We start from the raw sequence: 24,947 nt of genomic DNA, 5'->3' as shown, positions 1-24,947 counted from the left end.
TAGGCCATCGAGGCGTTTAGGAGAAGGTCGGGTTCGCCCGGCCTTTTTTATTTTTGCCGCCACTGAATTTATCAGCGGCGGATTCTGTCGCCGGACCCGTTAACGCGCCGTCTGGACGGGCGCGGCCGTGGCTTCGCCACGCCAGGACGCCATGGCCCAGCGCGCGCCGTCGAGAACGCTCGACAGGCCATAGGGTCCGATCACCTTGATCTTCGCCATCAGTGGAAACTGCGTGGGTTCGTCGAAGACGATGCGCGCGACCTGGTTGCGGTCCACGCCGCTCAGATTGGACTGGAATTCAGCCGGCGCCCGGTCGGTGATCGTCTCGATCCGCTCGACCCGGCCGCTTTCGCGATTCACGCCATCCGTCACGATCACTTTCTCACCGTGCGCGATCCCATACATGCGATTGGTCGGCAGATAGGCCAGCACATATTTGGCGCCGTGATAAACGTCCGCCATGACTTCGCCATGGGACATGACGGCGCCGGGCTCCGCGACCTTGGCGCCGAGCGTGCCCTCGACGGGGCTCGCGACGACACCGCCGCGATAGGTCGCTTGCGCGCGGTCCAGCGCGTCGGCGAGATGGGTCAGATTCAATTTCGCCATGCCGCGCTCGCTTTCGAGCGCGCTGCGTTCGGAGCGCAAGGCTTCGACCTCGCGCGCGGCGTCATAGGAGTCGCGGGTCGCCTCGGCCTGACGCACCCGGGTCGAAAAGCCGGAGGCGACCGCTTTCTCGATCTGCGCCTGTGCGGCCTTCGCCGTGCGGCTTCGGCTTTCCGCCGAAGGCAGCGTCGTCTCAATGGCGGCGAGCCGCGTCGCAATTTGCGTCTGCCGCGCCTCGAGCTGCGCCTTGCGTGTGACGAGGCTGGAAATCAGGTCCAGCATCTGGGTCGAAACGACATTGCCGAGTGGCTGGCCCGCCGCCACCTTCTGTCCCGGCTTCGCGGCAAAGGAAAGCACCTGCGCGTCGAAGGGTTGGGTGACGATCTCGCGCTCCTGCACGACCAATCCGCTCGCGTCCAGCAGGACGAGGGAGCCGATAAAAAGGTACACCACCCACAAGGCGCCCGCGCTGAGCCCGAAGACATAAAGCCGGCGGGCGAGGGTCTGGCTGGCGCGCACCTGATTCTGCGCATTGTCGGGCCGGAACTCAGGACGGAGGGAATGGATCGCCATCGTTTTTTACTCTGTCTCCCGCGCGCGGGTTCATCGCCAATCATTCAGATCGCGGACTTTTTTGGGCACGTAATTGTCTGTCAGGGACAAGGAAGCGACCGCCTCGGTGGCGTAAGCGTAAAGCCGATGGAGTTTCATCACATAGATCTGAAACAGGCCGTAGATCGGGACAAACGGCAGAAGATGCAGATACTCCGGACGCCCCGTGACAAGGGTCGCGGCGACGAAACAAGCGAGGTCGAACCCGAAAAGTGCGATGGAGACTGCCACAAGCAAGGTCGTCGCGCCGTTGACGCCGAATGTGGCGAACAGCCATCCCAGATAGAAGGGAAAAGCGAGGGCCGGCAATGCGGTAAACAGCAGGAAGTCCCATTGGTGGGCCGCCTCGCGCCAGCGAAAGGATTGCTCGAAAGGATTGAATAGCCGGCGATATTTGCGAAACCGTATCCAGTAGGCGTCCCGTTCCCAGCGGCTCCGCTGACGCAACAGGGCGAACGGACTTTCAGGCACGTCGGTGTAGCAAATCGCGTGGCGCGCAAATTCGATTTTGTAGCCGGCGAGCCTCAGCCTTATCGTGAAGTCAAAATCCTCGCCGCCAGTGTCCATCCCGCCCTGCGCAATCCATGCACTGCGTCGGAAGGCGCCAAAGGCGCCTGAAATACACGACACCTGATCGAGCGCGCCCGAGTAGGTCTTGCCGAGCGAAATGGAGATGAGATATTCGATCGCCTGAATCGCGGTGGTCACCGAACGACGCCAGTTGCGCACCAGGATATTGCCCGACACCGCCCCGACGGACGCGTTCCCGCCAAGGGGGCGCAGCAATTCCTCGATGGCGTTGGGTTCGAATGAACAATCGCAGTCCGTGACGACAAAAATCTCGCCATGCGCCATGCGCGCCGCGAGATTGAGGGCCGCCGCCTTGCCGCCGCGCAACTGCAGGCGAGCGATCGACTGCACCAGCCCCTCGCTCTGCAAGCTCCGCATGATCGAAAAGGTCCGGTCGCTGGATCCATCATCGACGCAGACGATTTCGAAGCCATGGAAACTCTGTTTTCGCAGCGACCGGACGCATTTCTCGATGGCGTCTTCCTCATTATGGCCGGCCAGCAGGATCGAGACGGGCGGAAGCGGCGGGAGTGGGCCGTAAGGCCGATGGTCGCGCAGGATGAAGGCGGCCGCCGTGGCCTGAATCCCAATAAAAAAACGAGGCGCGTCCGTCAGCAGCACCATGCCGAACATCGCGAAAAACGACCATCCCGACAGGGAGCCGAGCAGACGCCAGACATTGTCGAAGAGTTCCATCGCGCTCACGCAACTCTTCTCGGCCGCACCAAGATTCCCGGAATTTCGTCAGGCGAAAAGACGGCGAGTTCGATCTTGGGCGCCAGAGTGAGATGCCGTTCGAGCCTTTGGCGAATATCTGGCAGGTGCCGCTCGACCTCCGATTTGAGGTCGCATCCGAGCAGGGACAGCCAGACAGGGGCGGCCGCGATGATCTCCGTTTCAGGCGTGAAACATTCCCGCATGATCTGATCGAAAAAAGCGCAGGTCTGCCGCCAGGCGTCGGCGCTGTCCGGCAATTCCGGGGGCCTGTGCAAACGAACGAATAGAATGCTGCAGGGCTGCTCGCGCGCGGCGTGGCGCCGCGCGAAGGCGCGGACCCTTCCGCCGATCGAGAGATCGTCGGCTTGCGGGAGCGGCGCGCCGCTGGTCACGCAGGCGCGTCCGGCGGCAGTGAGGCCGTAGGAATAGATGGTCTTGCTGTCGATGTGTCGCGCGTCAATGCGCGAGTCGCAATCCAGGCAGAGAAAGCCGACCTTATGCTCGGTGGAAAGGTGACTGCAGGATTGGCAGACGCCAATCGACCCCGGGCGATCGTAATCGACGCTGAAATTCTTCAATTGTTGCAGGCATTTCGGGCAGACCAGTTCCCCGCCGCGCCGAAAGTCGCGCTCGGGCCCCTGGCAAGCGCATTTCAAATGATGGACGATCGGCTCCTCGACAATATTGGCGCCGCCGCAGCTCGAACAATATTCGCGCACCGTCATCCGCGCCGAGGCGCAATGCGGGCAGACATTGGTCTTGTCGAAGAATTTGCGCTCCATCAGGCCCTGGCTGGCCAACTCCACCGCGAGCGCGGCCGCGCCCGGTATCGCGACCTCGTCGTCATAAACGAAGGTTTCGCGGGCGCCGACCTCGCTTCGCGGCGTCATAGCGCGGTCGCGCACGAACAGGCGCACCAGCAGCATCAGGCGACGGTCTTCAGTTTCGATCACGTCGCGTGGCAGGGAACGCAGCCGCCGCACGGCGGGGCGCAACATCTCGACAGCCTCGTCGATCTCGCGCTGCCCGGCGCGGTCGATCATGACGTCGGCGCGGCGATGGTCCCGCGTTCCGCGTCCGCCGCAGGTCGCATCTATGATGGGGAGAATCGCGGCGGGGCCGCGGCCGAGGCGCCGCGCCAGCAAGGCCGCGGCGTTGGTCTCCGTCAGCAGGACGATGTCAGGCGATTCGTTCGGATTGGCGAAGCAAGCCCCGTCCGGAAGGACCGTCTCATTGAGCCGGCCGGGAACGCCCGAAAGCCGGATCGGAGCCTGACGGCGCACAGACTCCGGCTCGCTGGCGTCATGCGGTGGGCTGGGCCCTGAGGACTCCGTGCGAGCAGAAATATCGACGACCGCCGTCGTTGGAAAATCCTGCCTCGCAAGATGAATCGCTTTACTCATCTATACACTGACCAACGCTACATCGACGCGGTACCCGGCGAGCCCCCTCCATCATCGGTTCCGGCAAACGCCCGGCCAACAGTGCAAGCCGGGCAGATCTGAGATTTGTCGACGACGTTTCCGTTCTCGCGAACGCCACAGGTTCATTTCACGCCGTAACGTTATCAGCGGATGTGTTGACATATCGTTGCGTCATTTTATGTATTAAACTCATCCTTAACGCCCGAATTCATTGCTGTTTTTAGGCGCGAGAAAAAAAGATCAGCGTTCTATTGAAGGGCAGAAAAGGCGACATGGCGACCGACTCCCGCTTCGCCAAAACGCAATCGCTGCCAGCGCGGCTGGCGCGCGCCAAGGCAGGGTCGGACAAAGAGAGAAGTGGTGCCGCAAGAGGGATTCGAACCCCCGACCCCCTCATTACGAATGAGGTGCTCTACCAGCTGAGCTATTGCGGCGAAAAGCTGCGGTCCTCTTAGCAGATTGCGCGCCTTTGGCAAGGCGCGATCACGCCTCGTCCGCTTTTCTCGCAAGGTCAGGCCTCCGCTCGCGCGTCAGCTTTTCCGCCTGCTCGCGCCGCCAGCGCGCGATACGGGCGTGATCGCCGGAGAGCAGCGTTTCGGGGATCGTCCGTCCCTCCCACTCGCGCGGGCGGGTGTAATGCGGATATTCGAGCAACCCACCCTCAAAGCTCTCCTCGGCGCCGGATTCGTCCTTGCCCATCACCCCGGGCAGCAGCCGCACGCAGGAGTCCAGCAGGGTCAACGCCGCGATCTCGCCGCCTGAAAGAATGTAATCGCCCACCGACACTTCGGTGAGCCCCCTGCCCTCGATCACCCTTTCGTCCACGCCCTCGAATCGCCCGCAGACAATGACCAGCCCGGGGCCGCCTGCGAAGGCGCGCACCATTTTCTGCGTCAGAGGCGTTCCGCGCGGGCTCATCAGCAGGCGCGGGCGCGGATCGTCTGGCGTCAGACCGGCGTCGAGGCTCGCCGCGAGCACGTCCGCGCGCAACACCATGCCCGGGCCGCCGCCCGCCGGCGTGTCATCCACCGCGCGGTGGCGCCCCAATCCATGCTCTCGGATGTTTTTCGCCTCCAGCGCCCACAGGCCTTTTTCAAGCGCGGTCCCGGCCATGGAGTGACCGAGCGGCCCCGGGAACATTTCCGGATAAAGCGTGAAGATGCTGGCCGACCACATCGTCATTCGTCCACGCGCGGTTCGCCGTCGGTCTCGACGGGCGGAACGACGATCACCTTGCCCCCGGCGAGATCCACCTCGGGGACAATGGCGCGCGTGAAAGGAAACAGCACGGTTTCGCCGGCGGGCGGGGCGATCTCCAGAATGTCGCCGGCTCCATAATTGGGAACGGCGACGATGGTGCCAATCAGGACGCCTTCCGGCGTCTCGGCGCGCAACCCGATCAGGTCGCGGCAATAGAATTCGTCTTCCTCCGGCGGCGGCAGATTTGCGCGCGAGAGAAACAGCTTTTCATTGGTCAGTTTTTGCGCGGCGTCGCGGTCAGCCACGCCCTTCACGCGCACGACAAGCACATCGTCCTTGAGCAGGCGGGCGGCGGTGATTTCATATGCGCGGTCGGCGGCGTCGCTAAGCGGGCCGTGATCGGCGATGTCCAGCGGATCCTGCATGTAGGATTTGAGCCGCATTTCGCCGCGCACGCCATGGGGCGCGCCGAATACGCCGACCAGAACTTTTTCGTCCATCGCCTCGCCCCTCAAACGCAAAGAGGCGCCGCCGCGAACATAGCGGCGGCGCCCCGAATTCCCACCGTGGCGAGATTATTCCGAAGCGGCGGCGGCCTTTTCGGCGGCGGCAGCGGCGGCGGCGGCGCGCTCCTGAGCCTTCTTCTTCGGCTGGGCCTTTTCCGGATTGTTGCGCGGCTCGCGCTTGATCGCGCCAACGCCGTCCAGCAGTCGGGCGACGCGGTCGGTCGGCTGCGCGCCCTTGCCGAGCCATTCTTTGGCCTTCTCGACGTCGAGAATGAGGCGGATTTCCGAATCCTTCGGGGCCAGCGGGTCGAAGGTGCCGAGCTTCTCGATGAAGCGGCCGTCACGCGGCGAACGGGCGTCGGCGACGACAACGCGGTAGAACGGACGCTTCTTGGCGCCGCCGCGCGACAGACGAATTTTCAACGACATTTTATCTTCCTTGGATCAGTCCCTTGCGGGAGGTTTTCGCCGAGGAGCGGGCGTAGTTTTCAACGAAAAAACGGCCGGCCCCTCTTCCGGCAGTTCCGAACCCCACGGACGCGCCGTGAGGCAAAATTCATTTCTTCTTCCCGAACGGATTCAGGCCGCCAAGGCCCGGAAGCCCGGGTAGCCCCCGCAATCCCGGCTTGGCCCCCGGCAGTCCCGGCAAGCCGGGCAGGCTCGGCTTGGGCGGGAAGGCGCCGGGCGGCGGGTTTTGCGGTATGCCCGCGCCCATGCCGGCGCCGCCGCCGAACTTGTTCTGCAATTCGGCGATCTGTTCGGGCGAGGGCTGGGGCATGCCGCCGCCGAGGCCGAACATCTGCGCCATTTGCGCCATCGGCCCGCGCTTGGCGCCGCCGAGCGATTTCATCATGTCGGCCATGGTGCGGTGCTGCTTCAGCAGTTTGTTGACGTCCTCGACCTTCGCGCCGGAGCCGGCGGCGATGCGTTTTTTGCGCGAGGCCTTGAGGATGTCCGGGTTGCGGCGTTCCTGCGGCGTCATGGAGAGAATGATGGCGCGCTGGCGGGCGATCATCTTGCCGTCGATCTTGGCGGCGGCCATCTGCTCCTTGATCTTGCCCATGCCGGGCAGCATGCCCATGATGCCGCCGAGGCCGCCGAGCTTGTCCACCTGCGCGAGCTGGTCAGCCAGATCGTCGAGGTCGAACTTGCCCTTGCGCATCTTGTCGGCGATGCGCTGCGCCTTTTCGGCGTCGATCGTCTCCGCCGCCTTCTCGACCAGCGCGACAATGTCGCCCATGCCGAGAATGCGGTTGGCGATGCGCTGGGGATGGAAATCGTCCAGCGCGTCCAACTTTTCGCCGGTGCCGATCAGCTTGATCGGCTTGCCGGTGACCGCGCGCATCGACAGGGCCGCGCCGCCGCGTCCGTCGCCATCGGCGCGGGTCAGCACAATGCCGGTAATGCCGACGCGTTCGTCGAAATTCTTGGCGAGATTGACGGCGTCCTGACCGGTCAGGGCGTCGGCGACCAGCAGGATTTCATGCGGATTGGAGGCGGCCTTGATCTCGGCCATTTCCGCCATCAGCGGCTCGTCAATATGGGTGCGGCCCGCCGTGTCGAGCAGGACGACGTCATAGCCCTGCAGGCGGGCCGCCTCTTCCGCGCGCCGCGCGATCTGCACCGGGGTCTGGCCGGCGACGATGGGCAGGGTCGCGACATCGACCTGACGTCCGAGAATGGCGAGCTGTTCCTGCGCGGCCGGACGCTTCACGTCGAGCGAGGCCATCAGCACCCGCTTCTTGAAACGTTCGGTCAGGCGCTTGGCGATCTTGGCGGTGGTGGTGGTCTTGCCCGCGCCCTGCAGGCCGACCATCATGATCGCAACCGGCGGAGCGGCGTTGAGATCAATCGGTTCGGCGTCAGAGCCCAACGTCTCGATCAGGACGTCATTGACGATCTTGACGACCATCTGGCCGGGCTTGATCGATTTCACCACTTCCGCGCCAACGGCGCGCGCGCGGGCCTTGTCGACGAAAGAGCGCACGACGTCGAGGGCCACGTCCGCCTCAAGCAGGGCGCGCCGCACTTCGCGCATGGCGACGTTGACGTCCTCCTCGGAGAGGGCGCCGCGCCGCGTCAGGCCGTCGAATATGCCGGAGAGCTTTTCGGAAAGGCCCTCGAACATTTGCATTCCTTTCGGTGCGCAGACCACATCAGTGGCCTGCTGATCCCTCGCGTCAGCCGAAGGGCGTCGCAAGACGCCCGTCCCCGATGGGGGCAGGCAGGATTTCCCTGGCGAGCCGATACAAAGCAAAACGCGCCCGGGGGCGCGTCGCGCTGCCGGGCGTTGGCCTCCCGCGTCCGGCGCGGGTCGGCGTCTGCAAAAATCGTCTCACTTAAGAGAAGGCGCCTTTTAACCCCGGCCCGGTTGGAAGTCAATTTTGGCGGGATCCACGCATAGGGCCGTCCGCTTCAATGACTCGTAGCCAAGCGGTAGAGGATCGCGATCGTCGCGCCAAATAGCAATATGGCGGTCGCCGTCGCCTGGATCATGAAGCCGAGGCTGCGCTTTTCCGGCGCTTCCTCATAGCCCGTCTTGTAAAGATAGCGCCCAGTGATCCAGACCACGCCAACCACCGCCGCGATGGGGTCCGAGACGTAAAAGCCGAACAGCCAGAGACTGGGGATATAGATCGGCAGCCATTCCAACGTGTTCATCTGCACGCGATAAATGCGCTCGAAAAGAGGATCGCCGGTCGTGGCCGGCGCCCGGACATTGCAGCGAACACGCGCCTTGGCGACGTCCACGCCCAGATAGACATAGAAAAGGAGCGACGCGAGAGTGATCAGAGCGGTAAAATGCACAGCTTGGCTCCCTGACGCCCGCAGGTAGAAATGATGGACGACCCGGCGGGTTACAATCATGCTAGGCCTTGGCCCGACGCGATCCTATCCGGGCGGGGATCAAATATAAACCGGCTTGCAAGAAGCGGGTGATTTAGTTCATAAGTAAACTAACAAGCCGCGCAAAGCGGCGAGGGGAGGAGACGCATGGAAATTTTCGAGGAGCTCGTGGGCGCCCGCCCCTGGATCGCCCATTATCCGGACGGCGTTCCCGCCGAAATCGCGCCCGATCCCCATACGACCCTGGTGGACCTATGGCGGCGAAGCCGTTCAGCTTATGGCGCGCGCGTCGCGCTGGAAAGTTTCGGCGCGCGCCTGACCTATGAACAGCTGGGAGCGGCGGCCGATCAGGTGACGGCCTGGCTACAGGACGCCGGACTGGGCAAGGGCGACCGCGTCGCGATCATGTCGCCCAATGTGATGGCCTATCCCGCCATCCTGCTCGGCGTGTTGCAGGCGGGAGGAACGGTCGTCAATGTCAATCCGCTCTATACCTCCCGCGAGCTGGAGTTCCAGATTGTCGACGCCTCGCCGCGCTTTCTGTTCGTACTGGAGAATTTCGCCGCGACCGTCGCCGCCGTCGCCGACCGCCTGAATCTGGAGCGCATCGTACTCATTGCGCCGGGCGACCTGCTCGGGCCAAAGGGCGTCCTCGTCAATTTCGTCTCGCGCCATGTCAAAAAGGCGGTCCCGAAATGCAATCTGCCCAAATCGATCGCCTTTTCCGCCGCGCTGCGCGCGACGCGGGGGAAGTCGCCGCGCGCGGTCAATGTGGCGGCGGACGACATCGCGGTTCTTCAATATACCGGCGGCACCACCGGCTCGGCCAAGGGCGCCATGCTGCTCCATCGCAATCTCGTCGCCAATATCGAGCAAAGCGCCGCCTGGTTTGGCGGGCAGCTGTCCAGCTTCGAGAAGACCGTCATGGTCACCGCCCTGCCGCTCTATCACATTTACGCGCTGACGACCTGTTTCTGGTTCCAGATGCGCGTCGGCGGCGCCTGCCTGCTCGTCGCCAATCCGCGCGACATCCCCGGCTTCGTCAAGATCCTGCGCGGGAGCCGCTTCCACATCTTCGCCGGCGTGAACACGCTCTATAATGTGCTCGCGGACCATCCCGATATCGCAAAGGTCGATTTCAGCTCTTTGCTCTTCAGCACCGCCGGGGGCATGGCAATGCAGCAGGCGGTCGCCCGCAAGTGGCTGAAGCTCACCGGAAAGGCGGTCATCGAGGGCTATGGCCTGTCGGAAACCTCGCCCGTTCTCTGCGCCAACCGTCCCGATCTGGAGGAATTTTCCGGCACGGTCGGCTATCCTTTGCCCTCGACCGAAATTTCCATCCGCAATTCCGCCGGCGAACCTGTGCCTATGGGCGAGGCCGGGGAAATCTGCGCGCGCGGCCCGCAGGTGATGGCCGGCTATTGGGACCGGCCCATGGCGACCGAGGCCGCCATGACGAAGGACGGCTTCTTCCGCACCGGCGACGTCGCCGTGATGCTGCCCGACGGCCAGGTCAAGATCGTCGACCGTCTCAAGGACATCATCATCGTCTCGGGCTTCAACGTCTATCCCAATGAGGTCGAGGAAATTCTGGTCGAACATCCCAAGGTGCGCGAGGCGGCGGTGATCGGCCGGCCCCTCGCCGCGACCGGCGAGGAAGTGATCGCCTTTGTCGTACCGCGCGAGGAGGGGCTGACGGAGAACGAGCTGCGCGCTTTTTGCCGCGAGCGGCTTACGGGCTATAAGGTGCCGCGTGAATTTTTCTTCCGCGAAGAACTGCCGAAATCCAATGTCGGCAAGGTTTTACGCCGCAGCCTGAAGGACAGTTTGGGAAATTGACGGAAAGACGCGACCGGCAAATTCTTGACCGAGAGGCCTTCATCCGCGCGCAAACCCGGCTGCTGCCGGTTCCGCACGCGCCGGAAATCTCGCTTTATCTGGCCGACGAGGCCACGGAGCTTTGGCAGAAAACCGAAGAGGAACTGGGTGAGATCGGCCTGCCGCCGCCCTTCTGGGCCTTTGCCTGGGCCGGCGGCCAGGCGCTGGCGCGCTATCTGCTCGATCATCCCGAAACCGTGGCCGGAAAGCGGGTCCTCGACTTCGCCTCGGGCTCGGGCCTTGTCGCCATCGCCGCCGCGCGGGCCGGCGCGACGCTTGCGGAAGGCTGCGACATTGATGAATTCGCCCGCGCGGCCATGAGTCTCAACGCGCAAGCCAATGGGGTGGCGCTCAACGCCCGAATCGAAAATTTGATCGGCCGCGACGAGGGCTGGGACGTCGTCCTTGCAGGCGACGTGTCCTATGAGCGCGACATGGCGCTGAGCGTCACCGATTGGCTGGGCGCCTTGCGGGGACGCGGCGCCGCCGTGCTGATCGGCGACCCGGGCCGCACCTATCTCGCGCGCGACCGGCTGGAGGCCATCGCGGAATATCGCGTGCCGGTGACCCGCGCGCTGGAGGATTGCGAGATCAAGCGCGCCCAGGTCTGGCGTTTTCGCGAAGGCGCCTAGCGCGCCCGCCTTTTAACCAGCGGCGGCTTCCGTCGGGCGCGGCTTGGCTTCGCGCGCGGGAACCATGACGGTCGCCTCGCCGTCGAGCACCACCTTGCCGTCCACGGTCGCCTCGCAATGCAGCTTGCAGCGGCGGCCCTTTTCGACCAGTTCGGTGACCTCGACGCTGATGGTCACGACATCGCCGATCTTGACCGGGCCCTTGAAGTTCAGGGTCTGGTGCAGATAGACCGCGCCGGGGCCGGGCAGATACATGCCAAGCACGGCGGAGATCAGGCTGGCGGTATAGAGGCCATGGGCGATACGCTCGCCGAAGCGGGTCTTTTTGGCGAAATGTTCCGAGAGATGGATCGGGTTATGGTCGCCCGACAATTCGGCGAAACCTACGACATCCTCGTTCATGACAGTCTTCATCAAGGATTCGCGCATGCCGACGCTGAGATCCTCGAAAAAATAGGTCTTGAACGGCTCGGACATCGTTTTGGCTTCCCTTATTGAATCTTGCAGGCGGGCGCGACAGAAACGCCCCCGCGCGCAAATGTCCATTGGCCATTATGGGGTGGTCACCAGACGAGGCGGGCGATCCGATAGACCGGAGTCACGCCGTGGCTTACCACGAACTGCTTGTAGGCCTCGGCGTCGAGCGCGCCGGCTTCGGGGCCGTGCAGTTCGACGCGATGAATGCCTTGCGTGACCAGCAGGCTGTCGAGGCCCATGGTCGTCGCGCCGGCGATATCGGTATGGATGGCGTCGCCAATGGCAAGGATGCGGTCGATGTCCAGCGGCTTGCCGCGCGCCTGCTCCAGCAGGCCGATCGCCATGCGATAGATCGGCGCATAGGGCTTGCCGGCCTGTTCGACCACGCCGCCCAGCGCCTCATAGCGTTCGGCGAGCGCGCCGGCGCAATAGACGAGCTGTTCGCCGCGATAGACCACAAGGTCCGGATTGGCGCAGATCATCGGCAGGTTTTTCGCGCGGCATGCGGCGAGCACGGCCTCGTAATCGGCCGGGGTTTCCACCGTATCCTCGTTCAGGCCCGTGCAGACCGCGAAATCCGCCTCTTCCAGCGCGACCGGAGCGACATCATGCGAGGTCAGCGCGGCGGCTGCGGCGAAAACGGGCTGATCGCGTTCCGGGCCGATATGATAGGGCCGTCCGGGCGCGCGCGCGGCGATCGCGTGGGCGCAGACATCGCCCGAGGTCACGATGGAATCGTAACAATCGGCGCCGACGCCGAGCGAAGCCAGCTGCTCCGCCACTTCGCCCTTGGGGCGCGGGGCGTTGGTGATGAGGGTTATGGTCTTGCCGAGACGGCGCAATTCACGCAAAGCCTCGGAGGCGGCGGGGAAGGAGCGCTCGCCATTGTGCAGCACGCCCCAGATGTCGCACAGGAAGGCGTAGTAGCGGTCCTGCGCCTGGGCGAGACCGGTCAGGGCGATAGCGTCCGCCGACTCGCGATTTTTCGAATTACCGGTCATGCCATGCGGCTAAAGCGCGGGGACCGTCCTGTCAAGGCGCGCGACGAACCGCCGCCGCAAAGGCTTGTCTGCGCCCGCGCCCGCGCATAAGAGAAGCGCAAGGATGGAACAATCATCATGACACAAGACAAAGCCGGGGCGCCCAATGTCAAAGCGCGCCTGCCGCGCGGCCTCGCCGATCGCGGCGCCGACGAAATCGCCGCCGTCGACGCCATGCTCGCGGCGATTCGAGGAATTTATGAACTTTATGGTTTCGAGGCGGTCGAGACGCCCGCCATGGAATATACCGATGCGCTCGGCAAGTTCCTGCCCGACCAGGATCGGCCCAACGAGGGCGTGTTTTCCTTCCAGGACGACGATGAGCAATGGCTTTCGCTGCGCTATGACCTGACGGCGCCGCTCGCCCGCCATTTCGCGGAACATTTCGAGAGCCTGCCCAAGCCCTACCGCTCCTATCGCGGCGGCTATGTCTACCGCAATGAAAAGCCCGGCCCGGGCCGCTTCCGCCAGTTCCTGCAATTCGACGCGGACACGATCGGGTCCGCAAGCCCCGCCGCCGACGCCGAACTCTGCATGATGGCCGCCGACACTTTGGAACAGCTCGGCATTGCGCGTGGCGACTATTGCATCAAGGTCAATAACCGCAAGATTCTCGACGGCGTGATGGAGGCCATCGGCCTCGGCGCGCCGGAAGACGCCGGTCGCCGTCTGGTCGTGCTGCGCGCCATCGACAAGCTGGACCGTCTCGGCCCGGAGGGCGTCCACGCCCTGCTCGGGCACGGCCGCAAGGACGAATCCGGCGATTTCACAAAAGGAGCGGGCCTCGACGCCGCGGCCATCGACAAGGTTCTGGCCTTCACGGCGGCGCGGCGCTCCAACAACGCGCAGACGCTGGAAGCGCTGGAGGAGATTGTCGCGACCTCCCCGCGCGGCATGGAGGGAGTCGCGGAGCTGCGCGCCATCGACGATCTCGCCAAGGCCGGCGGCTATAACGAGAATCGCGTCAGCCTCGATCCCTCGGTCGTGCGCGGACTGGAATATTACACCGGCCCCGTGTTCGAGGCCGATCTCTCCATCGCGGCGACCGACGACAAGGGCCAGCCGATCCGCTTCGGCTCGGTCGGCGGCGGCGGCCGTTACGACGGGCTGGTGGCGCGATTCCGGGGCGAGGACGCGCCCGCGACCGGCTTTTCCATCGGCGTGTCGCGGCTCTATGCCGCGCTCAAGGCGATCAAATCGCCGCTCGTCGCGAGGCCGCCGCATAACGGCCCCGTGGTCGTGCTGGTCATGGACCGCGACCAGATCGCCCATTACCAGGCGCTGGTCGGGCGGCTGCGCGAGTCCGGCGTGCGGGCCGAGCTTTATCTTGGCGCGGCGGGCATGAAGGCGCAGATGAAATATGCCGACCGCCGCAAGAGTCCCTGCGTGGTCATTCAGGGCTCCAACGAGCGCGAGCGCGGCGAAGTGCAGATCAAGGACCTGATCGAAGGCGCGCAGGCGTCTTCGGCCATCGCCTCGAACGAGGAATGGAAGGCGGCGCGTCCCGCGCAGATTTCCGTTTCCGAGGGCAATCTGGTCGCCGCCGTGCGGGAAATCCTCGAACGCCACGGCCTGTAAGCAATTCCCGTTCACCCTTCACGGTGAAATGGGATGCGCGCCTTGCGCGCTTTTGTTAGTGCTTCGTGGCGAATTTTCGAGTTTGGAGCAGTTATGAGCGGCGGTCGGGACCAAAAAGGCGAGGCTTTCCTGCAGAAGCTCGAAGCCGCGGGCTATCAGCGCCGCGACCCCGCCGTGCTGCAGCCGGCCTCGGTCTTTCTTTCGCTGTCGGGCGAAGACATGCGCGGCCGCCTGCTGCAAACCTCGGACGGCGCCGGCGGCGATTATTGCCTGCGGCCGGAATTCACCATTCCGGTTTCGCTGGCCTATCTCGCCTCGGCGCAGGCCGGCGAGGCGGCGGCCTTCTGCTATTATGGGCCGGTGTTCCGCCAGCGTTCAGGCCGCCCGCCGGAATTTCCGCAGGCGGGGCTGGAAAGCTTCGGCCGCGCCGACCGCGAGGCCGCCGACGCCGAAATTCTCGCCCTTGCGCTCGAGGCGGCGGGCGGCGTGTCGGAAGGCTGGCGCATTCGCATCGGCGACGCCGGCCTGCTCGCGGCCTTGCTGGAAAAGCTGAGCCTGCCGCCGGTCTGGCTACGGCGCCTGCGCGGCGGTCTCGCCAAGGGCCAGAAGATCGCCGACATTCTCGCGCCGGTCGCGGCGCGCGACGACCATTCCGGCGTGCTCGCCGCGCTCGACGGCGCCGACAAGGCGGGCGCCCGCGCTCTGGTCGAGGACCTGCTCAAGATCGCCGGCATTTCGGCTCTGGGCGGACGCACCCCGGGCGAGATCGCCGAGCGTTTCCTCGAACAATCGGCCCTGCGCTCCAGCGCCGGTCTCGACGACGGCCGGCGCGGGTTGCTGGAGCAATTCTTCGCCATCGAAGGCCAGCCCGACCAAGCCTCGGCCCAGTTGCGTGCCTTGTTCGCGGCCGCGGACGTCGATCTCGGCGCGGAAATGGAAAGCTTCGACCAGCGTCTGAACTTCATGGCGGCGCGCGGCGTCGATCTGGACTCCGTGGCTTTTTCCGCCTCCTTCGCGCGCAACCTGGATTATTACACCGGCTTTGTGTTCGAGGCGTCGCCCGCCGGAGACGAGCCGGGCGATCCCGCCATCGGCGGCGGGCGCTATGATCGGCTGCTGTCCACGCTCGGCGCCAAGGCGGATATTCCCGCCGTCGGCGCCGCGATCTGGATCGAGCGGCTGAACGGAGCGAAATAAGATGAGCGACAAACTCGTTCTGGCCGTTCCGTCCAAGGGCCGGTTGCAGGAAAACGCCAACGCCTTCTTCGCCCGCGCCGGCTTGACCGTGACGACCGGGCGCGGCGCGCGCGATTATCGCGGGGCCCTGACAGGGGTCGACAATGTCGAGGTCGCCTTTCTGTCGGCCTCGGAAATCGTCAAGAATCTCGCCTCCGGCGCCGCCCATTTCGGCGTCACCGGCGAGGATCTGGTGCGCGAGGCGCAAGCCGAGAGCAAGGTCGCGCTGCTGACGCCGCTGGGCTTCGGCCACGCCAATGTCGTCGTCGCTGTCCCGCAGGCCTGGATCGACGTGCGCACCATGGCCGATCTCGAAGACGTGGCCTCGGCCTTCCGCGCGCGGAGCGGCGAGCGCATGCGCGTTGCGACCAAATATGTGAACACGACCCGCGCTTTCTTCCGCGACAGGGGCGTGACGGACTACCACATTGTCGAAAGCCTCGGCGCGACCGAAGGCGCCCCGGCTGCCGGACAGGCCGAGCTGATCGTGGATATCACTTCGACCGGCGCGACCCTTGTCGCCAACGGGTTGAAAGTGCTCGACGACGGCGTGATCCTGCGCTCCGAGGCCAATCTGGTCGCCTCGCTCGGCGCCGAATGGTCGCCAATGCAACGGGAGTTGGCGCGCAAGATCCTATCGCGCATCGCCGCCGAGGAAGAGGCGCGCAACAGCCGCGAAATCGTCGCTGTTCTCGAACAGGAGCCGCAAGGGCTGGAAGAAGGAATCCTGGCCTTCGGCGCGAAAGTCCGCCGTCGCGGCGGCAATGGCCGCGCCATTTTCACGGCGCCGAAAGCGCAGGCCCCGGCCTTGGCCGACTGGCTGATCGGTCAGGGCGCCGAGGAAGTCGTCGTTCGACCGGTCGATTATGTCTTCACCCGCGTCAATCCGCTCCATGAGCGGCTGACGTCACGGCTCGACGCGAAGCGGTAAGTCCATTGGCCGTCGAAGAGGTCAATGGACTCCGCGCCGACGGGCGCGGCGGCGGCTGATGCCGCCGGGCGCCCTTGCGCCCGACATGTCGGGCGCAAGGGCAATGCTATAAAGCCAGAAGCGCCGGAACCTGGGCACGGATTTCCCTGACCACGACGCCGTCCAGCCTCTCCAGCCATTCTCTCGGCAGCCCCGCGAGGCCATAGGTCGCGCCGGCGAGCATTCCGGCGATCGCTCCCGTCGTGTCGGCGTCGCCGCCCTGATTGACCGTGGCGATCACGCAATCCGCGAAGCTTTCGGCGCCGAAATAGCAATGCAGCGCCGTCTGCATGGTATCCACGATGAAGGCCGAGGTCAGGCCGCGATAGGACGTGAACTGGAAAGCCGGCGCCGCCGCGATCAGTTCATCGGCCAGCACGCGGGCGCCCGGTTTGCCGCCGCCCGCGACCAGCACATGGATCATGCGCGCCAAGGCCAGACAGGCGGAATCCGACAATGGATGATGATGGGTGATGCGGCTCTGGCCGAGCGTCCAATCCTCGGTCAGTTGCGGGCGGGACAGAGTCGCGAGCGCCACCGGCAGCAGCCGCATGGCGGCGCCATTGCCGGCGTCGCCTTCCGAAAACGCGCCGCAAACCGTGCCGTGAACGATATAGCGGCGGATGCCGCGCCGGCAGGTGTTGCCGACATCGGGCGGATGGCTGCGCAGCCAGACGGCGAATTCCTCGCACACGTCGCGGGCGTCGAAGCCGCCGCGCCGGATCAAGGAACGCCCAAGCGCCAGCGACATTTGCGTGTCGTCCGTAACATCGCCGGGTTTCAGCTTCAGCCAGCCGCCGCCAATGATCTTCTTGTGCACGCCATAGGCGGCGGCAATCTCCCCGCGCGTCATGAATTCGACGGTCGCGCCCAGGGCGTCGCCGATGGCGAGCCCCAGGAAGGCGGCGAGCGCGCGGTCGTCGCGGCTGATGGAGTCGCGAGTCACAGGCGGCGCGCCTCCGCGTGGTAATCGCCGCCGATGACAAGAAATTCGCCCTCGCCTTTCAGGACATGCGATGGCAGCAAATCATTGAAGAACAGGATTTTGGCGACCGGCGCGCGCACGGTCAGGATGGTGTCGCCGAAACAGCTCGCCACGTCGCGTTCGCTGGAAAAAGATACGAGATTGTTGAAGCGCAGCGTCACGCGCCCGTCGCCCCGGCGCTCGTAAATGTAATGATCCTCCAGCGCATTGACGCCGCGATGCAGGATCACATGGGTCGCGTTAGGCGCGAAATATTTCGCCAGCGCCCATTGGCAGAATTCATAGAGCAGATCGAGTTGGGTCTGGATTGAATTATTGTGGAATCGGCTCGACATTTTCTCTTCGACATAGGTCGTCCAGACCGGGCTGCAAATGCGGCGGATCGGCTGCTTGTGGAAGGTCGGAAACAGGCCGAAACGGCTCTCCACCCAGCCTTTCAATACCGCGCCCTCGACGCCATTGCAGTCGAAGCCCCAGCCCCGGATCAGCTTCAGGAAGGACGAGCGATAGTGGCGCGGCCGGCCCGGCGCCGGGTTTTCCTTCTGCTCGGGATCGATGCCGAACATCGCGTTCATATAGAGCGTGAAGGCCCGCGCGGCCTCGGAAGCGCTTTCAGCCTCGGCCAGCATTTCAAACAGGTCGCGGTTGAATTCGCGCACGCCGGAAATGCGGAGCGGCAGCGGCGCCTCGTTATAGTCACAACTGGCGAGAAATTCGGTCGGCAGTCCGACGAGATTGGTCGAATGGCCGATCCAGCGCATGGCCGCCGCACGCTCCGATGAAGGGTTCGAGCTTTGCAATAGCATTTTCTCGCGCCGGGCCAAGCCCTTTTGCGCGGGCGCCCTCAGGCGCCTGAGGGGATGAAAGCCAAGGCCGCCACATGGCGGGCGGCTTGGCCGGCAGCCTGGCCCCCCGCCTTCACCTTGACGCGGACGGCCCGGCTCAGGCGCACATATGCGACCTGGCTTTCGACATCGACCTCGATATCCTGAAAGTCGAGGAAGACCCCGTCGAGTGGATGAACGGCCTTGAACACAGCTTCCTTCGCCACGAAAAGAGCCCGGCTGCACAGGAAATTCCGGCCATAGCGGGATCGCTCGGCCGGCGTCGCCACGAGGTCGACCATTTCGGCCGGCAAAACGTCATCCGGTTCAATGTCGATCCCGAGGCCCACGAAATCGCACGCCCGGGCGATCGCGGCGATCGCCACGCACGCGTCATGGGCCAGCGAGCCGACAACGCCCTCGGGCCAGATCGGCGCGCCGGAAGGCGACTTCAGTATCGCGGCGCCGGCATGACCGCGCCCCGACAAAAGCCCGCGCGCGACTGCGCGCGCGGCGCCGCTCTGCCGTTGCGACTCTTGCCGCGCTTTTTGAAAAAGAAGCGCCTCGGACGCGAGCAGCTCCCGTTCATCGCCAGCCGAGATGAGGCGATGGGCGATGGAGATTCCGGGCTCGGCTATTGCAGCCATCACATCCAGGATCAGGTCGCTGTCAGCGCCCATCGGAAACTCGCACTCCCGCCTTTTCAGCCGCGCGCAGGTGACTTTCATCTTCTAATATATGACAACTGTCGAGATCAGAAGCAGAGCCAGCTTTGCGTGGAACAGGCGTTGTCGTTTTCATCGCCTTCGATCAGCCCATTAAGTCTGGCATCGCGGCGCTCGTCCGGCCGCCTTTGCAAATAGAGCGTTCTCCATGCCCCTTTTTCTCGCCACCTTCACCACTTTGCTGGCGATCATCAATCCCTTCGAAGCGTTGCCGGTCTATCTCGGCTTCGCGGCGCGCCTGGATGACAAGGCGCGGCGCTCGCTCGCCTTCCGGTCGTGCCTCTATGCGCTCATGCTGATGTTTTTCTTCCTGATCTTCGGGACCCTGCTGCTGAAGATATTCGGCGTGCCGCTGGCCATGGTCAGGATCGCCGGCGGCATCATTCTGACCCGTCTCGGCTTTGAGCTGTTCTCGTCGCCATCCTCGGTTGGCGGCGGCGCCGCGCCACACTCAGGCGGAAGCGCCGAGCAGAGCGACGCCGCCTTTGTGCCTCTGGCCATGCCGATCATGTTCGGGCCCGGCGCCATGGCGACGATCCTGGGCATGACATCGCAGGTCAAGAATTCGGCCTCGGAATTGACGGGCCTCATCGCGGTCTCTGCGGCCTTGGTGGCGACCATGGCTGTCACCTACCTGATCCTCTCCAGCGCCAAGCGTCTGCAGCAGCAGCTTGGGCCGCGCGGGATCGACGCAGCCACGCGCATCGTCGGCTTTTTCGTCGCCGCGATGGGCATCGGAATGGCCTTCGACGGAGTCATCGAAGCGCTTCAGATGCATGGGATGACCAGTCTTCATTGAGGCCTGCAGGAGAGAGCGGGAAGCCCGAAAGGGGCCGCTTTTTTAGGAGCACGTTTTAAATTCGCCGTTCTATGCGCTTGCTGGCGAAATGGCGCTTGTGGAAGCCGCATTTGTGGAATGACATAGCTGCTCGGCCCTGCAGAATGGAGATTTCGATGCAAAAATATCGGAACTGCTTTGCCACCGTTGCTTTCGGTCTTGCGTCCCTGCTCGGCCTGTTACAGCCTTCCAACGCGCAGCAAATCCCGGTCACCGCCATCGACATCGCGCTGGAGCCGGACGCAACGGCGGTTGATCGCGCGCATGCGGCCAACGCCCGGCTGCTCAAGGCTTTCCCGGAAGGATTTGCGCTCGACGAGACCCACCACGCGCATGTCACCATGCTGCAGCAATTCGTCCGCACTGCCGACCTCGACAAGGTCTATGCCGTCGTGAACGATGTTATGGCCAAGGAAAAGCCGACGACATGGAAATTGACGGCCTATAAGTATTATTATATTCCGTCGCCGCCGATTGGCCTGGCGGGCATCGTCGTCGAGCCGACCAAAGATTTGCACAGATTGCAAAATGAGCTGATTGACGCAGTTGCGCCCTATACGGAAAAGACAGGCACGCCCGCAGCGTTTTACAGTACAGAAGACGGTCACGACATCCAAAATTCGCTGATCGAATATGTCGGCTATTTCACGACGATCGCCGCCGGCGACAAATTCAACCCACATGTCACGATTGGCGTTGGCACGGAAGCCTATCTGAACGAAATGCTCAAGGAGCCGTTCGAGACCTTCACCTTCTCGCCAGCCGGCGCCTCGGTTTATCAACTCGGCAGTTTTGGCACGGCGCGCAAGGAACTCAAGGCGCTGACGCTGCATCCCTAAGGTCGACGCTTGAAGCCCATTTCTCTGCGCTGTGAAAGGCGCGTGTCGAGGGACGACCCATGAAGACTAACTTTCCTTTCGCCGGCATGAGCCGTCGCAGCCTTCTCGCCGCATGGGCGGTTCTGCCCGCCTTCTCCGGGCTGTTGCTTCCGGCTTCGGCGCAAGCGGCGGACGCAACCAGTGCCTTGCCATCCTGGAACGACGGCCCTGCGAAACAGGCGATCCTCGATTTCATTCGCGTCACGACCGACCCGGCGAGCAAGGATTTCGTGCCGCCTGAGGAGCGCATCGCGACCTTCGATCAGGATGGCACGCTGTGGGTCGAGCAGCCGATGTACTCCCAACTGGCGTTCTGCCTCGACCGCGTCCCGGCCGTGGTCAAGGCGAAACCCGAACTGGCGCAGGTCGAGCCCTTCAAGACCGTGCTGACGGGCGACTTCGAGAAGATCGGCAAGCTTTCTCTGCACGACTTCGAAAAGATCGCTGTGGCGACCCTCACCGGCATGGACGTCGAGGCGTTCCAGGCCGATGTGAAGGCCTGGATCGCCGAGGCCAAAGATCATCGCTGGAAACGTCCCTACACCGAACTGACCTACCAGCCGATGCAGGAAGTCCTGACCTTGTTCCGCGCCAATGGTTACAAGACCTTCATCGTCACCGGGGGCGGACAGGATTTCGTGCGGACCTATTCCGAGAAGGTCTATGGAATCCCGCGAGAACAGGTGGTCGGTAGCGCGCTCGGGACGAAATTCGGCTATGACAAGAACGGCAAGCCGATCCTGACCAAGGAGCCAAAGCTGCTGCTGAACGACGACAACGCGGGCAAGCCGGAGGGCATTCATCTGGAGATCGGCCGCCGGCCGCGCGCCGCCTTTGGCAATTCGGCCGGCGACCGGCAAATGCTGGAATACGCCAAGTCCGGCGACGGCGCCCGTCTGGCGATGCTCGTGCTGCACGACGACGCCAAACGCGAATATGCCTATGGCCCGGCGCAGGGGCTGCCCGACAGCAAGATCGGCACATTCCCGCAGGCGCTCTATGATGAGGCGAAGAAAGACGGCTGGTTCGTCATCAGCATGAAGGACGACTGGAAACGAATCTTCGCCTTCGAATAGACGATCCACCCTGAATGCGCCCCCAATCCAGGAAAAGGCGCTACACTCTCCGGGAAGCAGATTTTGGAAGGCGAATGCGATGAGTGAAGCCGAAACCTCCAGGACGCCCGGCTTGCTGCGCGCGGAATTGCCTTACGCGCTTATGCTCGCTGGGGCCTTTATCGGCGTGGCGCTCAATAATTTTTCCGGCGGCCCCACCCTGCTCTACTGGCAATTGCTGGCGCCCGCCTATGCGCTGGTCTGCATTCTGGCCAGCTGGGAGCAGCGCGACGACTCCCGCGACCACATGCGGCTCATCAGGACGCAGGCCATCCACTGGCTGGCCTGTTTCATCGCCATGCGTCTGCTGTTCCTGCCGCAAATTCGGGGCGTCCTGAACGACAACGCCACCGGGTTGGCGCTGCTGATCGTGCTCGCCCTGTCAACCTTCCTGGCCGGATTGCATGCCAACGCCTGGCGGATCGCCGTGGTGGGCGCCTTGCTGGCGCTCTCGGCGCCGGCCGCCGCCTGGGTCGAACAATCCGCGCTGCTTCTCTCCCTGGAAGCGCTCGTGATCCTCGCGATCGGGGCGTTGTTTTTCTGGATCAGGGCGAAAATGCGCGCCTGACCAAATTAGCAATGAAAATGGCGTCCCGGAAGGGATTCGAACCCCTGACCTACGGTTTAGGAAACCGTTGCTCTATCCTGCTGAGCTACCGGGACGCATGATCGCGCCCCTGCCTATCACAAAATTCTGCGCGAAAAAACCGGGCGCCGCGCAAAGATGCTAAGCTCATGCATCGTTACAACCCGCTCTGCCGAATGCGCCGTCCGTCCTCCTTGCTCGCCGCCCTTTTCTGGCTTGCCGCTTTGTCTCCCGCCCCCGCCGCGACGCCGGGCTGCGACCCCTCCGGCGCGCTCGGTCCGGCTCGGCTCGACCGTGTCGGCGAGCGGCTCGATCTTGTATTGGCCGATGGCCGGCTGATCTATTTCCCGACGCTCGAACCGCCCCGCGCGACGCCCGCCGCGCCGAAACGCCCGCAGAATGTGGTCGCCGAGCTGACCGCGCTGCTCGCGGGCAAGACCTTGCTCGTCCTGCCGCTGTCCGGCCCCGACCGTTGGGGCCGTCTCCCGGTAAGACTATTTATCGAGGGCGAGAACGAATCGGCTGACGAGACCCTTGCGGCGGCGGGGCTCGCCATGGCCAGCGCCGAGCCGGGCGCCTGCGGCGGCGGCGTGCTGGCCGCCGAGCAGGAGGCGCGCGCGGCGAAACTGGGGATCTGGGCCGACCCCGCCTTCGCCCCACTCGCGCCCGAGGATGCTGCGGCTTTTTTCACCCGCGCGGGAACATTGGCCCTTGTCGAAGGCCAGATTCGCTCGGTTGGGCGCACAAATCCGCGCCTCTATCTCAATTTCGCCGGGCGGCGGGGCGGCGCGTCGCTGGTTATCGCCCGGCGCAACCTTCCGGCCTTCGAACGGGCGGGCTTTTCCGGCGCGACGCTGCTCAATCGGCGCGTCCGCGCTCGCGGCGTCGTCGAGATCGGAGCTTCGCCACAAATCGAACTGTTTCATCCCGGGCAAATCGAGTTTATTGAAGAGACGTTGCGGAGCGCGGGCGTCAAAAGCGCGGATTCGCCGGAGCGGAATTGATAATATTTGATTGCAGCGCCCGCCAATGCGCGGACGCAAAACCTGAGCGGCGGGCGTAATGGCGGCGGGCGGACGCAAATTGCTGCGGCGGCGAAGGGGCCGTTTGCCTGCTCGTCTTGCCCTGCCGCAGCTCGCGGCCTTGCTGCTGCTTGCGGGCTGCGCCACGCTTGAGCGCCAGGGGGCGACGCCGCAGGCGTCTCCACCGACCGCCGCGCCAAAGGCGCTGGGCGACACGCCGGATGAAATCGAACGCAAGAAGCTGATCGCGCTCTATGGCGGCGATTACCGCTGGCCCAAGGCCGAGAACTATCTGAACGAGGTTCTGGTCCGGCTCGCCAAGGCGAGCGAGACGCCGACCCAGCCCTATCGGGTCACCATCCTCAATTCGGCGGTCGTCAACGCCTTCGCCTTGCCGACGGGCGACCTTTTCATGACCCGCGGCCTGCTCGCCTTGGCCAATGACACGTCCGAGGTCGCGGCGGTCATGGCCCATGAAATTGCCCATGTCGCCGCGCGCCACGCCTTTCTGCGGGCCGAACAGGAGAAGACCGCCGCGGTCATCACCCAGGCCGCCCGGGTCATTCAGAACCGGCAGAAGGGCGAAGAAGTTCAGGCCAGCGCCGCCCAGACCATCGCGGGCTATTCCCGCCAGCAGGAGTTGGACGCCGACCGGATGGGCATCGCGGTCATCGCGCGGGCTGGCTACGATCCCTTCGGCGCCGCGCGCTTCCTCAATTCTCTGGCGCGCTCCAGCGGCATGCGCGCGGCGCTGATTGGACAGAAGGACGGATCGAAGCCCGACATTCTCGCCACGCATCCCTCGACGCCGGAACGCATCGCGGCGGCGCTGCAGGCCGCCCGGCAGATCGGCGCCCCCGGGGTGGGCGAGGCGGCGCGCGCGCCATATCTGGCGGCGATCGACGGCATGACCTATGGCGACGATCCCAAGGATGGTGCGATTCGGGGCCATAAATTCCTCCATCCCCGTCTCGGCTTTTCCTTTCAGGCGCCGGAAGGCTACGCGCTGGAAAACTCGGCCCAGGCCGTGCTGGGCGTAGCCGACGGCGGCGCCGAGGCCTTGCGCTTCGACAGCGTGCGTGCGCCGAAAGACAAGACCCTGACGGAATATCTGACTTCGGGCTGGATCGACGGGCTGCTCACCTCATCGATCCGCTCGGGAACTGTCAACGGCCTTCCCGCAGTTTTCGCGGACGCCCGCGCGGGCGAATGGAATTTCCGCGTCGCGGTCATTTCCTTCCACGACGACATTTATCGAATCATCTTCGCGGTTCGGGATCTGACCGAAGCGACGAATAAAAAATTCGATGAGTCGATCAACAGCTTCCGCGCGATCACGCCGGACGAGGAAAAGCTGTCGCTGCCGCTGCGCCTGCGCATCGCCGTCGCTGGACCAACCGACACCGCAGCCAATCTTGCCGCGAAAATGGTCCTTACGGATCGGCCGCTCGAACAGTTCGAGCTGCTGAACGGACTCGAAGGCGAGCAGCTGAAGGCGGGCGATTCCTACAAGATCGTCGCCAACTGATTTTTCATTCCGGCTTCGGCCCCATAAAAAAGGCGGCGGGCTTTTGGCCCGCCGCCTGTTTGTTTTGCGTTCTGAGGCTTGCTCAGGATGGCTTGCTCAGTAGTTGTAGGCGCGCTCGCCGTGATCGGAGATGTCGAGGCCTTCGCGCTCCTG

At 64.2% G+C, this 24,947-nt stretch carries 24 protein-coding genes and 2 tRNA genes; 11 read left to right on the top strand and 15 right to left on the bottom strand.

The genetic code is table 11. From position 1 onward, the window contains the following. Positions 1–99: 99 nt before the first annotated feature. From QZ409_RS04385 to QZ409_RS04345, 9 genes are all read right to left on the bottom strand, one after another. Complete coding sequence (locus tag QZ409_RS04385) at positions 100–1,179, bottom strand: hypothetical protein (protein WP_296707360.1); 1,080 nt, start codon at positions 1,177–1,179, stop codon at positions 100–102. A gap of 30 nt (positions 1,180–1,209) precedes the next feature. Then, positions 1,210–2,484 (bottom strand): glycosyltransferase, encoded by a 1,275-nt coding sequence (locus QZ409_RS04380; protein WP_296707398.1) that lies wholly within the window; start codon positions 2,482–2,484, stop codon positions 1,210–1,212. 5 nt (positions 2,485–2,489) lie between these two features. Continuing rightward, positions 2,490–3,788, bottom strand: a complete 1,299-nt coding sequence (locus QZ409_RS04375) for a hypothetical protein (RefSeq protein ID WP_296707359.1) — start codon at positions 3,786–3,788, stop codon at positions 2,490–2,492. 499 nt (positions 3,789–4,287) lie between these two features. Next, a tRNA-Thr gene (locus QZ409_RS04370) sits at positions 4,288–4,363 on the bottom strand. Positions 4,364–4,412: 49 nt separating this feature from the next. Beyond that, on the bottom strand, positions 4,413–5,105 hold the full coding sequence (gene trmD / locus QZ409_RS04365; protein WP_296707397.1) for a tRNA (guanosine(37)-N1)-methyltransferase TrmD: 693 nt from the start codon (positions 5,103–5,105) through the stop codon (positions 4,413–4,415). A 2-nt stretch (positions 5,106–5,107) separates the two neighbouring features. Further along, positions 5,108–5,629, bottom strand: coding sequence for a ribosome maturation factor RimM (gene rimM, locus QZ409_RS04360; protein WP_296707358.1), 522 nt, complete (start codon positions 5,627–5,629; stop codon positions 5,108–5,110). A 75-nt stretch (positions 5,630–5,704) separates the two neighbouring features. Beyond that, positions 5,705–6,064, bottom strand: coding sequence for a 30S ribosomal protein S16 (rpsP, locus tag QZ409_RS04355; protein WP_296707357.1), 360 nt, complete (start codon positions 6,062–6,064; stop codon positions 5,705–5,707). 127 nt (positions 6,065–6,191) lie between these two features. Continuing rightward, on the bottom strand, positions 6,192–7,763 hold the full coding sequence (gene ffh, locus QZ409_RS04350) for a signal recognition particle protein (protein ID WP_296707356.1): 1,572 nt from the start codon (positions 7,761–7,763) through the stop codon (positions 6,192–6,194). 287 nt (positions 7,764–8,050) lie between these two features. Then, positions 8,051–8,443 (bottom strand): MAPEG family protein, encoded by a 393-nt coding sequence (locus QZ409_RS04345; RefSeq protein WP_296707355.1) that lies wholly within the window; start codon positions 8,441–8,443, stop codon positions 8,051–8,053. Positions 8,444–8,629: 186 nt separating this feature from the next. Here QZ409_RS04345 and QZ409_RS04340 point away from each other — a divergent pair, with 186 nt between their 5' ends. Further along, positions 8,630–10,321: an AMP-binding protein gene (locus QZ409_RS04340; protein ID WP_296707354.1), complete on the top strand. Its 1,692-nt coding sequence runs from the start codon at positions 8,630–8,632 to the stop codon at positions 10,319–10,321. After that, complete coding sequence (locus tag QZ409_RS04335) at positions 10,318–10,992, top strand: methyltransferase (protein ID WP_296707353.1); 675 nt, start codon at positions 10,318–10,320, stop codon at positions 10,990–10,992. The genes QZ409_RS04340 and QZ409_RS04335 overlap by 4 nt, the downstream gene beginning before the upstream one ends. A gap of 12 nt (positions 10,993–11,004) precedes the next feature. Here the strand turns inward: QZ409_RS04335 and QZ409_RS04330 are convergent, their stop codons facing one another. After that, positions 11,005–11,469 carry a MaoC family dehydratase gene (locus QZ409_RS04330; protein ID WP_296707352.1) on the bottom strand — a complete coding sequence of 155 codons (465 nt, stop codon included), beginning with the start codon at positions 11,467–11,469 and terminating at the stop codon, positions 11,005–11,007. A gap of 86 nt (positions 11,470–11,555) precedes the next feature. After that, positions 11,556–12,470: a TIGR01459 family HAD-type hydrolase gene (locus QZ409_RS04325; protein WP_296707351.1), complete on the bottom strand. Its 915-nt coding sequence runs from the start codon at positions 12,468–12,470 to the stop codon at positions 11,556–11,558. 117 nt (positions 12,471–12,587) lie between these two features. Here QZ409_RS04325 and hisS point away from each other — a divergent pair, with 117 nt between their 5' ends. The 3 genes from hisS (at position 12,588) to hisG (ending at position 16,254) form a co-directional block, all read left to right on the top strand. Then, a complete protein-coding gene (hisS, locus tag QZ409_RS04320; RefSeq protein WP_296707350.1) occupies positions 12,588–14,087 on the top strand; it encodes a histidine--tRNA ligase in 1,500 nt (499 codons plus the stop codon). Positions 14,088–14,180: 93 nt separating this feature from the next. Next, on the top strand, positions 14,181–15,284 hold the full coding sequence (locus QZ409_RS04315) for an ATP phosphoribosyltransferase regulatory subunit (protein WP_296707349.1): 1,104 nt from the start codon (positions 14,181–14,183) through the stop codon (positions 15,282–15,284). Position 15,285: 1 nt separating this feature from the next. Then, positions 15,286–16,254, top strand: a complete 969-nt coding sequence (gene hisG, locus QZ409_RS04310; RefSeq protein WP_296707348.1) for an ATP phosphoribosyltransferase — start codon at positions 15,286–15,288, stop codon at positions 16,252–16,254. Positions 16,255–16,360: 106 nt separating this feature from the next. Here hisG and draG read toward each other — a convergent pair whose 3' ends face one another. The 3 genes from draG to QZ409_RS04295 are packed head-to-tail and all read right to left on the bottom strand — an operon-like array spanning position 16,361 to position 18,782. Next, the gene (draG, locus tag QZ409_RS04305) at positions 16,361–17,239 is read right to left on the bottom strand and encodes an ADP-ribosyl-[dinitrogen reductase] hydrolase (RefSeq protein ID WP_296707347.1); all 879 of its coding nucleotides are present in this window, start codon (positions 17,237–17,239) and stop codon (positions 16,361–16,363) included. After that, a complete protein-coding gene (locus QZ409_RS04300; RefSeq protein ID WP_296707346.1) occupies positions 17,236–18,084 on the bottom strand; it encodes an NAD(+)--dinitrogen-reductase ADP-D-ribosyltransferase in 849 nt (282 codons plus the stop codon). Before QZ409_RS04300 ends, draG begins: the two co-directional genes overlap by 4 nt. A 38-nt stretch (positions 18,085–18,122) precedes the next feature. Further along, positions 18,123–18,782 carry a 4'-phosphopantetheinyl transferase superfamily protein gene (locus QZ409_RS04295; protein WP_296707345.1) on the bottom strand — a complete coding sequence of 220 codons (660 nt, stop codon included), beginning with the start codon at positions 18,780–18,782 and terminating at the stop codon, positions 18,123–18,125. Between the two features lie 193 nt (positions 18,783–18,975). Between QZ409_RS04295 and QZ409_RS04290 the strand changes: the two genes are divergently transcribed. The 4 genes from QZ409_RS04290 (at position 18,976) to QZ409_RS04275 (ending at position 22,226) form a co-directional block, all read left to right on the top strand. Next, positions 18,976–19,626, top strand: coding sequence for a MarC family protein (locus tag QZ409_RS04290; RefSeq protein WP_296707344.1), 651 nt, complete (start codon positions 18,976–18,978; stop codon positions 19,624–19,626). 155 nt (positions 19,627–19,781) lie between these two features. After that, positions 19,782–20,504, top strand: a complete 723-nt coding sequence (locus tag QZ409_RS04285; RefSeq protein ID WP_296707343.1) for a 2'-5' RNA ligase family protein — start codon at positions 19,782–19,784, stop codon at positions 20,502–20,504. 59 nt (positions 20,505–20,563) lie between these two features. Next, a complete protein-coding gene (locus QZ409_RS04280) occupies positions 20,564–21,619 on the top strand; it encodes an HAD family hydrolase (RefSeq protein WP_296707342.1) in 1,056 nt (351 codons plus the stop codon). A 79-nt stretch (positions 21,620–21,698) separates the two neighbouring features. After that, positions 21,699–22,226 carry a hypothetical protein gene (locus tag QZ409_RS04275; RefSeq protein ID WP_296707341.1) on the top strand — a complete coding sequence of 176 codons (528 nt, stop codon included), beginning with the start codon at positions 21,699–21,701 and terminating at the stop codon, positions 22,224–22,226. Positions 22,227–22,244: 18 nt separating this feature from the next. On the opposite strand, the gene QZ409_RS04270 is transcribed toward QZ409_RS04275, so the two are convergent. Then, positions 22,245–22,321: transfer RNA gene (locus QZ409_RS04270), tRNA-Arg, on the bottom strand. A 72-nt stretch (positions 22,322–22,393) separates the two neighbouring features. On the opposite strand from QZ409_RS04270, the gene QZ409_RS04265 reads away from it, so the two are divergent. Continuing rightward, positions 22,394–23,248, top strand: a complete 855-nt coding sequence (locus tag QZ409_RS04265; protein ID WP_296707340.1) for a hypothetical protein — start codon at positions 22,394–22,396, stop codon at positions 23,246–23,248. A gap of 103 nt (positions 23,249–23,351) precedes the next feature. Next, positions 23,352–24,794, top strand: coding sequence for a M48 family metalloprotease (locus QZ409_RS04260; protein WP_296707339.1), 1,443 nt, complete (start codon positions 23,352–23,354; stop codon positions 24,792–24,794). The last annotated feature ends 153 nt before the right edge of the window (positions 24,795–24,947 follow it).

The organism is Rhodoblastus sp. (assembly GCF_019449565.1).
In the GTDB taxonomy this organism is placed as follows: Bacteria; Pseudomonadota; Alphaproteobacteria; order Rhizobiales; family Beijerinckiaceae; genus Rhodoblastus.
This window is presented reverse-complemented; position numbering and strand designations above follow the sequence as displayed.

Coding starts and splice junctions, on each gene's coding strand:
- QZ409_RS04385 (WP_296707360.1), bottom strand. CDS start 1,179: ATGGCGATCCATTCCCTCCGTCCTGAGTTCCGGCCCGACAATGCGCAG.
- QZ409_RS04380 (WP_296707398.1), bottom strand. CDS start 2,484: ATGGAACTCTTCGACAATGTCTGGCGTCTGCTCGGCTCCCTGTCGGGA.
- trmD (WP_296707397.1), bottom strand. CDS start 5,105: ATGTGGTCGGCCAGCATCTTCACGCTTTATCCGGAAATGTTCCCGGGG.
- rimM (WP_296707358.1), bottom strand. CDS start 5,629: ATGGACGAAAAAGTTCTGGTCGGCGTATTCGGCGCGCCCCATGGCGTG.
- rpsP (WP_296707357.1), bottom strand. CDS start 6,064: ATGTCGTTGAAAATTCGTCTGTCGCGCGGCGGCGCCAAGAAGCGTCCG.
- ffh (WP_296707356.1), bottom strand. CDS start 7,763: ATGTTCGAGGGCCTTTCCGAAAAGCTCTCCGGCATATTCGACGGCCTG.
- QZ409_RS04340 (WP_296707354.1), top strand. CDS start 8,630: ATGGAAATTTTCGAGGAGCTCGTGGGCGCCCGCCCCTGGATCGCCCAT.
- QZ409_RS04330 (WP_296707352.1), bottom strand. CDS start 11,469: ATGTCCGAGCCGTTCAAGACCTATTTTTTCGAGGATCTCAGCGTCGGC.
- QZ409_RS04325 (WP_296707351.1), bottom strand. CDS start 12,470: ATGACCGGTAATTCGAAAAATCGCGAGTCGGCGGACGCTATCGCCCTG.
- hisS (WP_296707350.1), top strand. CDS start 12,588: ATGACACAAGACAAAGCCGGGGCGCCCAATGTCAAAGCGCGCCTGCCG.
- QZ409_RS04315 (WP_296707349.1), top strand. CDS start 14,181: ATGAGCGGCGGTCGGGACCAAAAAGGCGAGGCTTTCCTGCAGAAGCTC.
- hisG (WP_296707348.1), top strand. CDS start 15,286: ATGAGCGACAAACTCGTTCTGGCCGTTCCGTCCAAGGGCCGGTTGCAG.
- QZ409_RS04300 (WP_296707346.1), bottom strand. CDS start 18,084: ATGCTATTGCAAAGCTCGAACCCTTCATCGGAGCGTGCGGCGGCCATG.
- QZ409_RS04295 (WP_296707345.1), bottom strand. CDS start 18,782: ATGGGCGCTGACAGCGACCTGATCCTGGATGTGATGGCTGCAATAGCC.
- QZ409_RS04290 (WP_296707344.1), top strand. CDS start 18,976: ATGCCCCTTTTTCTCGCCACCTTCACCACTTTGCTGGCGATCATCAAT.
- QZ409_RS04285 (WP_296707343.1), top strand. CDS start 19,782: ATGCAAAAATATCGGAACTGCTTTGCCACCGTTGCTTTCGGTCTTGCG.
- QZ409_RS04280 (WP_296707342.1), top strand. CDS start 20,564: ATGAAGACTAACTTTCCTTTCGCCGGCATGAGCCGTCGCAGCCTTCTC.
- QZ409_RS04275 (WP_296707341.1), top strand. CDS start 21,699: ATGAGTGAAGCCGAAACCTCCAGGACGCCCGGCTTGCTGCGCGCGGAA.
- QZ409_RS04265 (WP_296707340.1), top strand. CDS start 22,394: ATGCATCGTTACAACCCGCTCTGCCGAATGCGCCGTCCGTCCTCCTTG.